Annotated in this window: 11 protein-coding genes and 1 pseudogene; 8 read left to right on the forward strand and 4 right to left on the reverse strand. The window is 73.1% G+C overall.

What is annotated here, in order from left to right; all coding sequences use genetic code 11:
* Positions 1-121: 121 nt before the first annotated feature.
* On the forward strand, positions 122-1,123 hold the full coding sequence (locus VR44_RS28070; RefSeq protein ID WP_045950411.1) for an ArsR/SmtB family transcription factor: 1,002 nt from the start codon (positions 122-124) through the stop codon (positions 1,121-1,123).
* A 76-nt stretch (positions 1,124-1,199) separates the two neighbouring features.
* On the opposite strand, the gene VR44_RS28075 is transcribed toward VR44_RS28070, so the two are convergent.
* Positions 1,200-1,490, reverse strand: coding sequence for an MTH1187 family thiamine-binding protein (locus tag VR44_RS28075; RefSeq protein ID WP_045950412.1), 291 nt, complete (start codon positions 1,488-1,490; stop codon positions 1,200-1,202).
* Entirely contained in the window at positions 1,487-1,831 is a 345-nt protein-coding gene (locus tag VR44_RS28080; RefSeq protein WP_045950413.1) for a DUF3817 domain-containing protein, read from the reverse strand. Before VR44_RS28080 ends, VR44_RS28075 begins: the two co-directional genes overlap by 4 nt.
* 159 nt (positions 1,832-1,990) lie before the next feature.
* Between VR44_RS28080 and VR44_RS28085 the strand changes: the two genes are divergently transcribed.
* From VR44_RS28085 to VR44_RS28100, 4 genes are all read left to right on the forward strand, one after another.
* Positions 1,991-2,629, forward strand: coding sequence for an AIM24 family protein (locus VR44_RS28085; protein WP_045950421.1), 639 nt, complete (start codon positions 1,991-1,993; stop codon positions 2,627-2,629).
* A complete protein-coding gene (locus tag VR44_RS28090; protein ID WP_045950414.1) occupies positions 2,629-3,279 on the forward strand; it encodes an AIM24 family protein in 651 nt (216 codons plus the stop codon). The genes VR44_RS28085 and VR44_RS28090 overlap by 1 nt, the downstream gene beginning before the upstream one ends.
* 11 nt (positions 3,280-3,290) lie before the next feature.
* A complete protein-coding gene (locus VR44_RS28095) occupies positions 3,291-4,094 on the forward strand; it encodes an AIM24 family protein (protein WP_045950415.1) in 804 nt (267 codons plus the stop codon).
* An 85-nt stretch (positions 4,095-4,179) separates the two neighbouring features.
* Positions 4,180-4,656 carry a MarR family winged helix-turn-helix transcriptional regulator gene (locus tag VR44_RS28100; protein WP_045950416.1) on the forward strand — a complete coding sequence of 159 codons (477 nt, stop codon included), beginning with the start codon at positions 4,180-4,182 and terminating at the stop codon, positions 4,654-4,656.
* A 100-nt stretch (positions 4,657-4,756) separates the two neighbouring features.
* Here VR44_RS28100 and meaB read toward each other — a convergent pair whose 3' ends face one another.
* Together meaB and VR44_RS28110 are read right to left on the reverse strand one after the other, a co-directional pair.
* Entirely contained in the window at positions 4,757-5,719 is a 963-nt protein-coding gene (meaB, locus tag VR44_RS28105) for a methylmalonyl Co-A mutase-associated GTPase MeaB (protein WP_045950417.1), read from the reverse strand.
* Between the two features lie 11 nt (positions 5,720-5,730).
* Positions 5,731-6,933, reverse strand: a complete 1,203-nt coding sequence (locus VR44_RS28110; RefSeq protein ID WP_045950418.1) for an acetyl-CoA C-acetyltransferase — start codon at positions 6,931-6,933, stop codon at positions 5,731-5,733.
* Positions 6,934-7,079: 146 nt separating this feature from the next.
* Between VR44_RS28110 and mce the strand changes: the two genes are divergently transcribed.
* The 3 genes and pseudogenes from mce to VR44_RS28125 form a co-directional block, all read left to right on the forward strand.
* A complete protein-coding gene (gene mce, locus VR44_RS28115) occupies positions 7,080-7,508 on the forward strand; it encodes a methylmalonyl-CoA epimerase (RefSeq protein WP_045950419.1) in 429 nt (142 codons plus the stop codon).
* Positions 7,509-7,688: 180 nt separating this feature from the next.
* A pseudogene (gene scy / locus VR44_RS48935) lies at positions 7,689-12,462 on the forward strand (polarized growth protein Scy).
* Between the two features lie 194 nt (positions 12,463-12,656).
* On the forward strand, positions 12,657-13,504 hold an 848-nt coding region (locus VR44_RS28125), incomplete at its 3' end, for a coiled-coil domain-containing protein (RefSeq protein ID WP_045950420.1).

Below are 13,504 nucleotides of genomic sequence, written 5' to 3' on the forward strand. Positions count from 1 at the left end.
GTGGGCATGGGCGCAGCCTTCCGCCGCCCGGCCCGGCGGTGCAGTGATTCGCGTGGGGGCGAATGTTGGGGCAGAGTCCTCGGGTCGGCGCCGTCGCTTACACGAGGGGAGGCGGTCCGGGATGGGGCTGCTCCACCACTTCGGGCACGAGGACCTGCTGCGGTGCCGGTTCGCCCTGTCGCCCCTGTGGGAGACCCAGGAGGCGGTGCGCACCCTCAAGCGCCCCGACCGGCAGGGCTACCACCTGCCCTGGCTGCGCGGGATCCGGGCCGCGGCCGCGGGGCTGGACCTGCGGCCACTGTGGCTGCTGATGCCCCGGCGCGGGCACAGCACGGACTTCATCAGCCCCCCGCCGAGCGGCCCCGGCGCCTCCTTCGCGGAGGAGCTGGCGTTGGTCCGCGCGGCGGACCCGGCCGAGGCGCGCGAGGACATGCGCCGCTCCCTCGCCTGCACGCCGGGCGCCCTCGACAGCGCGCTGGGCCGGTACCTCCTCGAGGACCCCGCCCGGTCCGTACGGGAGCTGGCCGATCTGCTGGAGCGGGCCTGGAGCGCCCTGGTCGAGCCGCACTGGCCACGGCTGCGGGCCCTGCTGGAGGCGGACGTCCTCTTCCACTCGCGCCGGCTCGCCGCCGGCGGGCTGGAGGCCCTCTTCGACGGGCTGCACCCGGACCTCTCCTGGGACTCCGCCTCCCTCACCCTGACCATCGAGCGCCCCTCACCCACCCACCACGAGCGCGTCCTGGGCGGCCAGGGCCTGCTGCTGATGCCGAGCGCCTTCGTCTGGCCGCAGATCGCGGGCGGCTTCGACCCGCCCTGGCAGCCGACCGTGGTCTACGCGGCCCGGGGCATCGGCGCCCTGTGGACCCCGGTACGGCAGGACACCCCGGCCGCGCTGGCCCGCCGGCGGGGCCGGGCCAGGGCCGACGTGCTGTGCGCCCTGGAGGAGCCGGCCTCCACCACGGCGCTGGCCCACCGGCTCGGCCTGGCCCCGTCCACGGTCTCGGCGCACCTGCGGGTCCTGCAGGACGCGGGCCTGCTGATCTCCGCCCGCCACGGCCACCAGGTCCGCTACGAACGCACCCCCCTGGCCATAGCCCTGGCCTCGGGCACCCCGGCCGCCTGAAGGGGCCGCGCCGACGGGAAGCGCCCCCCGCCCGGACGGGCGGAGGGCGCTTCGGGAAGGGCTCCGACGGGCGGGGTCAGTCCCGCGCGAGGTGGCGTTCGACGGTCTCCACCTTCGAGGTGATGCCGTCGGTGACGCCGGGGCGGATGTCCGCCTTGAGGATGAACGAGACCCGGGGCGCGCGCTCCTCCACGGCGGCGACCGCGCCCACGTCCATCACCTCGTCCCACTCGCCCTCGACGGTGGTGAACATGGCGTCGGTGCGGTTCGGCAGCCCGGACTCGCGCACCACGCGGACCGCGTCGGCGACGTACTCGCCGACCTCCTCACCCACCCCCAGCGGGGTCACCGAGAACGCGACGATCACGCCCGGGCCGCCTCACGCGCGCGGGCGGCGACGACGCTGTCGGCCTCGTCCCGCTTGAGCAGCCGGTCGCCGTAGAGCCCGCCGAAGGGCAGCAGAGCCAGCAGGAAGAACAGGGCGACCTTCTTCAGCGGCCACTTCGCCTTGTTCCACACGTCCAGCAGGAAGACCGCGTAGATGACGAACAGGATTCCGTGCACGATGCCCAGCGGCATCATCAGGTAGTCGATGTCCGAGATCCGGCTCAGCAGGGAGCCGAAGATCAGCAGGGCCGGGAACGACAGCGCCTCCGGGACGGAGATGAGGCGCAGCCGGTGCAGGGCGGAGGCGGTCTTGATGTCCACGTGGAACCTTCGGGGCCGGGGACCGGGGTCCGTTCCAGTGTCTCAGCCGCCCCCGGGGATCTTCGGGCGGGGGGCCGGAACCCCCAACACCGGCGAATGTGGCGCATATCGACCGCCGGGCTCTGTTCGGTGCAGCCCGGTGCCGATACCTTCGTCCCCGTGGCTCAGTTCCGACTCCAAGGCAGCAAGGTGCTGGCCGTCGAGCTGACCGGGGACGCCGTGAAAGCGAAGAACGGCTCCATGGTCGCGTACGACGGGCAGATGGCCTTCAAGAAGATGACGGGCGGCGGCGAAGGCCTCCGCGGGATGGTGACGCGCCGGCTCACCGGCGAGCAGATGACCGTGATGGAGGTACAGGGACACGGAACCTGCTACTTCGCGGACCGTGCGAGCGAGATCAACCTGGTGAACCTGCGGGGCGAGAAGCTGTACGTCGAGTCCAGCAACCTGCTGTGCACCGACGCCGGCCTGCGCACCGGTACGACGTTCACCGGCCTGCGCGGCGCGAGCACCGGCAATGGGCTCTTCACGACGACCGTGGAGGGTTCCGGCCAGGCGGCGATCATGTCCGACGGCCCGGCGGTGGTGCTGCGGGTCAGCGCCCAGTACCCGCTCTCGGTGGACCCGGGGGCGTACATCGCCCACACGGGCAACCTCCAGCAGTCGTTCCAGTCGGGGATAAACTTCCGGACCCTGATCGGCGAGGGCTCGGGCGAGGCGTTCCAGATCCGGTTCGAGGGCGAGGGTCTGGTCTACGTGCAGCCCAGCGAGCGCAACACGATCGGGGGAGACCTCTGATGCCGTTCCGCGAGATCAACTCGAAGATGGTCGAGGCCCAGGTGATCCCGGGGCAGAGGATGTACAGCCAGCGGGGGGCGATGCTCGCCTACCGCGGCGAGGTCTCCTTCACCCCGAGCATCACCGGCGGCCAGGGCGGCGTCATGGGCATGATCGGGCGCCGGGTGGCGAACGAGCAGACCCCGCTGATGGAGGTGGAGGGCAGCGGCACGGTGATGTTCGGCCACGGCGGCCACCACATCCAGGTGATCAACCTCCAGGGCGACACCCTCTACGTCGAGGCCGACCGCCTGCTGGCCTTCGACGGCACCCTCCAGCAGGGCACGATGTTCATGGGCTCGCAGGGCGGTGTCATGGGCATGGTGCGCGGCCAGGTGACCGGGCAGGGCCTGTTCACCACCACCCTCAAGGGCCACGGCGCGGTCGCCGTGATGGCCCACGGCGGGGTCATCGAACTCCCCATCACCCCGAACCGGCCGGTCCACGTCGACCCGCAGGCGTACGTGGCCCACCACGGGGACGTCAGGAACAAGCTCTCCACCGCGCTCGGCTGGCGGGACATGGTGGGGCGCGGCTCGGGCGAGGCGTTCCAGCTGGAACTGTCCGGCCAGGGCGCGGTCTACGTACAGGCCTCGGAGGAGAAGCTGTGAACTTTGGCCCCGTGAGCGGCGGGCCGGGCGGTCCGACGGTCTTCGACCCGTACACGCTGCCCTCCGACGACAACGTCAACAAGTACACCTTCTGCGTGGAGCTCAAGGGGAACCAGTGGTTCCTGCAGAAGGGCAAGATGATCTCGTACTACGGGCGCATCGAGTTCAACGGCATCGGTCACGGCCGCTTCGACCGGCTGCTGCGCACCAGCTTCCACTCGCCGCTGCACGCGAGCGACTGGGTGGTGGCGGAGGGGCAGGGCAAGATGCTCCTGGCCGACCGGGCCTTCGACGTGAACTCGTACGACCTGGACGACGGCAACCTGACCATCCGGTCGGGGAACCTGCTCGCCTACCAGCCCTCGCTGGCCCTCAAGCAGTCGATCGTCCCGGGATTCCTGACGCTGATCGGAACCGGGAAGTTCGTGGCGGCGTCCAACGGACCGGTGGTCTTCATGGAGCCGCCGCTGCGGGTGGACCCGCAGGCGCTGGTGGGCTGGGCGGACTGCCCCTCCCCCTGCCACCACTACGACCACGGCTACATGTCCGGCGTGATCGGCGGGCTGCGCGCGCTGACCGGCCTCGGCGGCGCCTCGGGCGAGGAGCACCAGTTCGATTTCGTCGGCGCGGGCACGGTGCTGCTGCAGTCGAGCGAGACGCTGATGGCGGAGCAGTCGGTAGGCGTGGTGGGCGCCGGCGCGGCCACGGGGAACGCGCAGGGCGTTCCGGGGGCCGGCCAGGGTCCGCTGGGGCAGCTGGGGGTGCCACGGATGCCGGGGCAGCTCGGCGACCTGCAGCGGCGGCTCGGCCTGTGAGGCGGCACACGCTTCACCGGCCGGGAAGATCTTCCTATTTTTGTACGTAATTCAACTTCTTAGGTAGAGTTCATTCATGGAGACGATGGAGACCGAGACGGCCACCCGCTGGCTTACCGACGCCGAACAGTGCGCCTGGCGCACCCACCTGGACGTCAGCAGACTGCTGATGCACCAGCTGGAAAAGGATCTCCAGCCCTTCGGACTCACCAACAACGACTACGAGATCCTGGTGAACCTCTCGGAGGCGGAGGGCCACCGGATGCGCATGAGCGACCTGGCCACCGCCACCCTCCAGTCCAAGAGCCGGCTGTCCCACCAGATCACCCGCATGGAGGCCACGGGCCTGGTGCGCCGGGTCAACTGCGAGTCCGACCGGCGGGGGCTGTACGCCGTCCTCACCGACGAGGGCATGGACACCATGCGCAAGGTCGCCCCGCACCACGTGGCCTCCGTCCGGGAGAACTTCATCGACCTGCTCCCCCCGGAGGCCCTCCAGGCCCTGCACACCTCCCTGACCCCCGTCGCAGAACACCTCCGCGGCACCCGCGGCAAGGCCTAGGCATCTCAGCCCCGCCTGGGGGCACCTCCCGGCGGTAGCCGGGGGAGAAACGGCGAAAGGGCGGGGCGGGGAGAAAAACCCCACCCCGCCCCTCCCCCGCTCAGCCCTCGGTCAGGCTGTCCAGCAGCGCGTCGGCCGCAGCATAGGGATCAAGCTCGCCCGCGGCGACCCGCCCGGCCAGTGCCCCCAGATGCGCATCCCCGTGCAGGTCGGCCAGCCGGCTCCGCAGGGCGGTGATCGCGATCGTCTCCACCTCCCGCGCCGCCCGCGCGGCACGCCGCTCCGCGAGCACCCCCCGCTCGTCCATCCACGCCCGGTGCTTCTCCAGCTGCTCGACCAGCTCGTCGATGCCCTGCGCCCGGGCCGCGACCGTCTTGACGATCGGCGGGCGCCAGTCACCGGGGCCCCGGGACTCCCCCAGGCCCAGCATGTGGTTCAGCTCCCGGGCGGTCGCGTCCGCGCCGTCCCGGTCCGCCTTGTTCACCACGTACACGTCGCCGATCTCCAGGATCCCGGCCTTGGCGGCCTGGATCCCGTCGCCCATCCCGGGCGCGAGCAGCACCACCGAGGTGTCGGCCTGCGAGGCGATCTCCACCTCCGACTGCCCGACGCCGACCGTCTCGACCAGGATCACGTCGCAGCCGGCCGCGTCCAGGACGCGGATCGCCTGCGGCGCCGCCCACGCCAGGCCGCCCAGGTGCCCCCGGGTGGCCATGGAGCGGATGTAGACCCCGGGGTCGGAGGCGTGGTCCGACATCCGGACCCGGTCGCCGAGCAGGGCCCCGCCCGAGAAGGGCGAGGACGGGTCCACCGCGAGCACGCCGACCCGCTTGCCGGCCTTGCGGTAGGCCGTGACCAGGGCCGAGGTCGAGGTCGACTTGCCGACGCCCGGGGAGCCCGTCAGACCCACCACGTACGCGCCGCCCGTGAGCGGTGCCAGGGCGGCCATGACCTCGCGCAGGTGCGGGGACGCCCCCTCGACCAGTGAGATCAGCCGGGCCACGGCCCGCGGCCGGCCCTCGCGGGCCTGCGCCACCAGCGCGGGGACGTCCACCGTCACCATGAGGGCAGCACCTACGCCTTCGGGACGCGGATCACGAGGGCGTCGCCCTGGCCGCCGCCGCCGCACAGCGCGGCCGCGCCGACACCGCCGCCGCGGCGCTTGAGCTCCAGCGCCAGGTGCAGCACCACGCGGGCGCCGGACATGCCGATGGGGTGGCCCAGGGCAATGGCGCCGCCGTTGACGTTCACCTTTTCCGGGGTCACGCCGAGGTCCTTCATTGACTGCACGGCGACCGCCGCGAAGGCCTCGTTGATCTCGATCAGGTCCAGGTCGGAGACCTCCAGGCCCTCCTTCTTCAGGGCGTGCAGGATCGCGTTCGAGGGCTGCGACTGGAGGGAGTTGTCCGGGCCGGCCACGTTGCCGTGGGCGCCGATCTCGGCGATCCAGTCCAGGCCCAGCTCCTCGGCCTTGGCCTTGCTCATCACGACCACGGCGGCGGCGCCGTCGGAGATCTGCGAGGAGGTGCCGGCGGTGATCGTGCCGTCCTTGGCGAACGCCGGGCGCAGCTTGCCCAGGGACTCCACCGTGGTCTCCGGGCGGATGCCCTCGTCCGCGGCGAAGATCACCGGGTCGCCCTTGCGCTGCGGGATCTCGACCGGGGTGATCTCGGCCTCGAAGACGCCGTTCTTCTGCGCGGCGGCGGCCCGCTGGTGCGAGGCGGCGGCGAACTCGTCCTGCGGGGCGCGCTCGATGCCCAGGCGGGTGTTGTGCTTCTCCGTGGACTCGCCCATCGCGATGTTCTCGAAGGCGTCGGTGAGGCCGTCGTAGGCCATCGCGTCCAGCATCTCGATCGCGCCGTACTTGTAGCCCTCGCGGGACTTCGGCAGCAGGTGCGGGGCGTTGGTCATCGACTCCTGGCCGCCGGCGACCACGATGTCGAACTCGCCCGCGCGGATGAGCTGGTCGGCGAGGGCGATGGCGTCGAGGCCCGAGAGGCACACCTTGTTGATGGTGAGCGCGGGCACGTTCATCGGGATGCCGGCCTTGACGGCGGCCTGGCGGGCGGGGATCTGGCCCGCGCCGGCCTGGAGCACCTGGCCCATGATCACGTACTGGACCTGGTCACCGGAGATCCCTGCCCGCTCCAGCGCGGACTTGATGGCGAAGCCGCCGAGGTCGGCGCCGGAGAAGGACTTCAGGGAGCCGAGCAGCCGCCCCATGGGCGTGCGGGCCCCGGCGACGATCACGGAGGTGGTGTTGTTCGTTCCGGACATGAGGGCGAATCCCCTTTCAGCGGGGAAGCTGAGGAGTGAACGAGGGTTTACCTGAATGTACTGAGCAGTACCCGCGCCGTCACCGGGCAGTCGGTGTGATCGCTGGCACGTTGCGTGACGACCCTCCTCGGCGGTGCACTGGTCCCATGCTGACAAGAATCGACCACATCGGGATCGCCTGCTTCGACCTGGACAAGACCGTCGAGTTCTACCGTGCCACGTACGGCTTCGAGGTGTTCCACACCGAGGTCAACGAGGAACAGGGCGTGCGCGAGGCCATGCTGAAGATCAACGAGACCTCCGACGGAGGTGCCTCGTACCTCCAGCTCCTGGAGCCCACCCGCGAGGACTCGACGGTGGCCAAGTGGCTCGCCAAGAACGGCGAGGGCGTCCACCACATCGCCTTCGGCACGGCGGACGTCGACGGTGACGCCGAGGCCATCCGCGGCAAGGGCGTCCGGGTCCTCTACGACCAGCCCCGCACCGGCTCGATGGGCTCCCGGATCACCTTCCTGCACCCCAAGGACTGCCACGGAGTCCTCACCGAACTGGTCACCAGCAACCCGGAGCACTGATGCCCCCATTCCCCGGCCGGTAGAGTGGCCATGGCTCGGCCGGGGTGCGGTCGGAGACGGGGCGGGACCCGATACCCCTGCCCCGGTTTCTGACACCATTTCCCCGGGGGCGTCGTTCAGCGGGCGAGCGATGCTCAATTGAAGGTGAGCTTGCGACCAGGGGACGGACGGGACCGCGCTGTGCTCGGCTACGAAAGCCAGGAGAGCCATCAGGCTGAAGCCGACCATCTCACGCGCCTCGAAGCCGAGATGGAGCGGCTGAGGAAGGAGCGCGGGAAGGCAGTCCAGCACGCCGAGGACCTGGGTTACCAGGTCGAGGTGCTGCGGGCCAAGCTGCACGAGGTGCGGCGCGCCCTCGCCTCCCGGCCCGCCTACGACGGCGCGGACATGGGATACCAGGCGGAGCAGCTGCTGCGCAACGCCCAGATCCAGGCCGACCAGATGCGCTCCGACGCCGAGCGCGAACTGCGCGACGCCCGGGCGCAGACCCAGCGCATCCTCCAGGAGCACGCCGAGCACCAGGCGCGGCTCCAGGCCGAGCTGCACGCCGAGGCCGTCAACCGCCGCCAGCGCCTGGACCAGGAGCTCAACGAGCGCCGCCAGACCGTCGAGGCGCACGTCAACGAGAACGTCGCCTGGGCCGAGCAGCTGCGCGCCCGGACCGAGGCCCAGGCCCGCCGGCTCATGGAGGAGTCCCGCGCCGAGGCCGAGCAGGCGCTGAACGCCGCCCGCGCCGAGGCCGCCCGTACCGCCGAGGAGGCCCGCCGCCGGCTCGCCGCCGACGCCGAGGCCGCCCGCGCGGAAGCCGAATCCGCCCTGCTGCGCGCCCGCAAGGAGGCCGAGCGGCTGCTGGCCGCCGCCTCCGCGCAGGCCCAGGAGGCCACCGAGCACGCCGAGCGACTGCGCTCCACCACCACCGCCGAGGCCGAGCAGACCCGGCAGCAGACCATGGACCTCGGCCGGGTCGCCGAGGCGCGGGTCCAGGAGGCCGACGGGGCGCTGCGCGCGGCCCGGGCCGAGGCGGAGACCCTGCTCGCGGAGGCCAAGGAGAGCGCCGCCCGGCAGCTCGCCTCGGCGGAGTCCGTCAACGAGCAGCGCACCCGCACCGCGAAGGAGCAGGTGGCCCGGCTGGTCGGCGAGGCCACCAAGGAGGCCGAGGCCCTCAAGGCCGAGGCCGAGCACGCGCTGGCCGACGCCCGCGCGGAGGCGGAGCGGCTGCGCACCGAGGCCGGGGAGCAGGCCCGTACGGCCGCCGCCGAGGACATGGCGGCGCAGCTGGCGAAGGCGGCCCGTACCGCCGAGGACGTGCTGAACAAGGCCTCGGAGGACGCCCGGGCGACCACCCGTGCCGCCTCCGAGGAGGCCGAGCGGATCCGCCGCGAGGCGGAGGCCGAGGCGGAGCGGCTGCGCGCCCAGGCGGCGGACGCGGCCGCGGAGCTCAAGGGCGCGGCCAAGGACGACACCGAGGAGTACCGGGCCCGTACGGTCGAACTCCAGGAGGAGGCGCGGCGGCTGCGCGGCGAGGCGGAGCAGCTGCGCGCCGAGGCCGTCGCCGAGGGCGAGCGGATCCGTGGCGAGGCCCGCCGCGAGGCGGTCCAGCAGATCGAGGAGGCGGCCAAGACCGCCGAGGAGCTGCTGGGCAAGGCCAAGGCGGACGCCGACGAGCTGCGTTCCGGCGCGGGTGCCGAGAGCGAGCGGGTCCGAGCCGAAGCCGTGGAGCGGGCCACGACCCTGCGCCGGCAGGCCGAGGAGACCCTGGAGCGCACCCGCGCCGAGGCCGAACGGCTGGGGGGGNGCCGAGGAGCAGGCGGCGGCGCTCGTCGCGGAGGCGGACGCGGCGGTCCGGGCGCGGCGCGAGGAGACCGAGCAGGCCCTGGCGGCCAAGCGGGCCGAGGCGGACGCGGAGCTGGCCCGGCTCCAGTCGGACGCCGAGGCGCGCCTGGCGTCGGCCGAGCAGACCCTGCGCGAGTCCCGGCTGGCGGCGGAGAACATCCGCAGGGAGACCACCGAGGAGAGCGACCGGCTGCGCGCCGAGTCGGCGGAGCGGATCCGCACCCTCCAGGCCCAGGCGGAGGCGGAGGCCGAGCAGCTGCGGGCCGAGGCCGCGCAGGACGCCGGCCGGGCCCGCGCGGAGGCCGAGCTGGTCTCCGTACGGCTGCGCGCCGAGGCGGAGGCCGAGTCGGAGCGGGTGCGCACGGAGGCGCAGGAGACCGCGGACCGGCTGCGCGCCGAGGCGAAGGCGGCGGCCGAGCGGGTCGCCGAGGAGGCCGCGGAGGCCCTCGCGGCTGCCCAGGAGGAGGCCGCCCGGCGCCGTCGCGAGGCCGAGGAGACCCTCTCGGCGGCCCGTACGGACGCGGGCAACGAGCGTGCCCAGGCCCGTGAGGAGAGCGAGGAGCTGCTGGCGCAGGCCCGCAAGCGCTCGGAGGAGGCGCAGGCCGAGGCGGCCCGCCTGACCGAGGAGGCGGAGGTCCGCGCGGCGGAGCTGGTCGCGGCGGCCGAGGCCACCGCCCAGCAGGTACGGGACTCCGTGGCCGGGCTGCACGAGCAGGCCGAGGAGGAGATCGCCGGGCTGCGCAGCGCGGCCGAGGTCGCGGCGGAGCGCACCCGCGCCGAGGCGGAGCAGGAGGCGGACCGGGTCCGCGCCGACGCGCACGCCGAGCGGGACCGGGCCGCCGAGGACGCGGCCCGCGTCCGCAGCGAGGCCAAGATCGAGACGGACGCGGCGAAGGCCCTGGCCGAGCGGACGGTGGGCGACGCCATCGCCGAGGCCGAGCAGCTGCGCGCCGACACGGCCGAGTACGCGCAGCGGGTGCGTACGGAGGCGACCGACGCCCTGGCGGCGTCCGAGCGCGACGCGGCGCGGACCCGGCAGGACGCCCGCGACGACGCCAACCGGATCCGCAACGAGGCGGCCGAGTCGCTGGAGGCCTCCCGCGCCGAGGGCGCCCGGATCACGGCCGAGGCGACGGCGGAGGCGGAGCGGGTCACCGAGGAGACCCGCGCGGCCAACGAGCTGACGGTCGCCGAGGCCACCGCGGAGGCCGAGCGCCTGACGGCGGAGGCCGAGGAGGCGGCCGAGGCCACCCGTGCCGAGGCGGCGGCCGTCCTGGACGAGGCCCGTGCCGAGGGCAACCGGCTGCGCACCGAGGCCGCCGAGCAGGCCGACCGGCTCATCACCGAGGCCACCGCCGAGGCGGAGCGGCTGACGGAGGAGACCCGCGCGGCCAACGAGGCGACCGTGGGCGAGGCCCAGGCCGCGGCCGACGCCACCCGCGCCGAGGCCGACGCCCTCCTGGACGAGGCCCGCGCCGAGGGCAACCGGCTGCGCACCGAGGCCGCCGAGCAGGCCGACCGGCTCATCACCGAGGCCACCGCCGAGGCGGAGCGGCTCACGGAGGAGACCCGCGCGGCCAACGAGGCGACCGTGGGCGAGGCCCAGGCCGCCGCGGACGCCCTGCGCGCCGAGGCGGCGCAGACCCTGGACGAGGCCACCGCGAAGGCGGAACGGCTGACGGCGCAGGCCGCGGCGACGCTGGCCGCGGCCGAGCGGGACTCCGCGCGGGTCCTGGTGGACGCGCGGGCGGAGGGCGACCGGCTCGTCGAGGAGACCCGTGCGGCCAACGAGCTGACGGTCGCCGAGGCCGCCGCGGAGGCGGACCGGCTGCGCGCCGAGGCGGCGCAGACCCTGGACGAGGCCCGCGCGGAGGGCGGCCGGATCATCGGCGAGGCCACCGCCGAGGCGGAGCGCGTCACGGTCGCGGCGAACGAGACCCTGGCGAGCGCCGAGCGGGAGGCGGAGCAGACCCTCGACGAGGCGCGCGCGGAGGGCAACCGGCTGCGTACGGACGCCGCCGAGCAGGCGGACCGGCTCATCACCGAGGCGGTGTCCGAGGCGGAGAAGCTCAGCGAGCAGACCCGCAAGGACAACGAGCGCACGGTCGGCGAGGCGGCGGCCGAGGCCGAGCGGCTGCGTGCGGAGGCGGCCGAGGCGCTGGCTTCGGCGCAGGAGCACGCGACGCGCACCCGTTCCGAGGCGGAGCGGGTCAAGGCGGAGGCCGCGGCCGAGGCGGACCGTATGCGTTCGGAGGCCCGTGAGGAGTCCGAGCGGGCGCTGGACGAGGCGCGCGAGGAGGCCAACAAGCGCCGCCGGGAGGCCGCGGAGCAGGTGGACCGGCTCATCACGGAGGCGGCGGCGGAGGCCGACAAGCTGACCTCCGAGGCGGGCCGGCAGGCCCTGGCCGCCACCACGGCGGCGGAGGAGCAGGCCGACGCGATGGTGGACGCGGCGCGCAAGGAGGCCGCGCGGATCACCTCGGAGGCGACCATCGAGGGCAACACCCTGGTGGAGAAGGCCCGTACCGACGCGGACGAGCTGCTGGTCGGGGCGCGCAGCGACGCCGCCGCCATAAGGGAGCGGGCGGAGGAGCTGCGTGCCCGGGTCGAGTCCGAGGTCGAGGAGCTGCACGAGCGTGCCCGCCGGGAGTCGGCGGAGCAGATGAAGTCGGCGGGCGAGCGCGTGGACAAGCTGGTCCGCGCGGCGACCGAGCAGAGCGCGGAGGCGGAGGCGAAGGCCAAGGAGCTGGTGTCGGACGCGAGCAGCGAGGCGAGCAAGGTCCGCATCGCCGCGGTGCGCAAGGCGGAGACGCTGCTCAAGGAGGCCGAGACGAAGAAGGCGGAGCTGTCGCGGCAGGCCGAGAAGGTGCTCGCGGAGGCGCAGGCGGAGGCCGAGCGGCTCGTGGACGAGGGGCGGCGCGAGCTGGAGGTCCTGGTGCGCAGGCGCGAGGACATTCAGGCGGAGATCTCCCGTGTCCAGGACGTTCTTGAGGCGTTGGAATCATTCGAGGCACCTTCGGGTGGCGGAAAGCCCGCTTTGGGCGGTCAGGGCGCGGGGGGCGTGAAGGCCGGCGCGTCAGCGGGGTCCACTCGTTCGGGCGGTAAGGCGTCGGACGGGTAGTCAGAACGCAGGATGTGTGCTTCTGAGGGAGGTTCATTCGAAGGAGTGACAATCATTCCGTCGCCTTGCCACTCAAAAGGGGTGTCATTGTCCAGGGCAAACGCGGATTGACTCGATGACACGCCGTCCGGGCGCCTAGGATTCCCCTCAACACCTCACGTAGCACCTCATCGGTCTCATTCGACAGGAACCCCATGAGCGACACTTCCTCCCCCTTCGGCTTCGAGCTCGTGCGGCGTGGTTACGACCGCGGTCAGGTGGACGACCGCATTACCAAGCTGGTCTCCGACCGCGACAGCGCCCTCGGCCGTATCAACGCCCTGGAAAAGCGGATCGAGGAGCTGCACCTCGAAACGCAGAACGCGCAGGCCCAGGTGAGCGACGCGGAGCCGTCGTACGCCGGTCTCGGCGCCCGGGTCGAGAAGATCCTGCGGCTGGCCGAGGAGGAGGCGAAGGACCTGCGCGAGGAGGCCCGTCGCGCGGCCGAGCAGCACCGTGAGCTGGCCGAGTCCGCCGCGCAGCAGGTGCGCAACGACGCCGAGTCGTTCGCCGCGGACCGGAAGTCGAAGGCGGAGGACGAGGGCGTCCGCATCGTCGAGAAGGCCAAGGGTGACGCCGCCACCCTGCGTGCCGAGGCCCAGAAGGACGCCGCCTCCAAGCGCGAGGAGGCCGACGCCCTCTTCGAGGAGACCCGCGCCAAGGCCGCGCAGGCCGCCGCGGACTTCGAGACCAACCTGGCCAAGCGCCGTGAGCAGTCCGAGCGCGACCTGGCCTCGCGTCAGCAGAAGGCCGAGAAGCGCCTCGCGGAGATCGAGCACCGCGCCGAGCAGCTGCGGCTGGAGGCGGAGAAGCTCCGTACGGACGCCGAGCGCCGGGCCCGTCAGACGGTGGAGACCGCGCAGCGCCAGGCCGAGGACATCGTGGCCGACGCCAACGCCAAGGCCGACCGCATCCGCAGCGAGTCCGAGCGCGAGCTGGCGGCGCTCACCAACCGCCGCGACTCCATCAACGCCCAGCTGACCAACGTCCGCGAGATGCTGGC

This window comes from Streptomyces katrae (assembly GCF_000966975.1).
In the GTDB taxonomy this organism is placed as follows: domain Bacteria; phylum Actinomycetota; class Actinomycetes; order Streptomycetales; family Streptomycetaceae; genus Streptomyces; species Streptomyces katrae.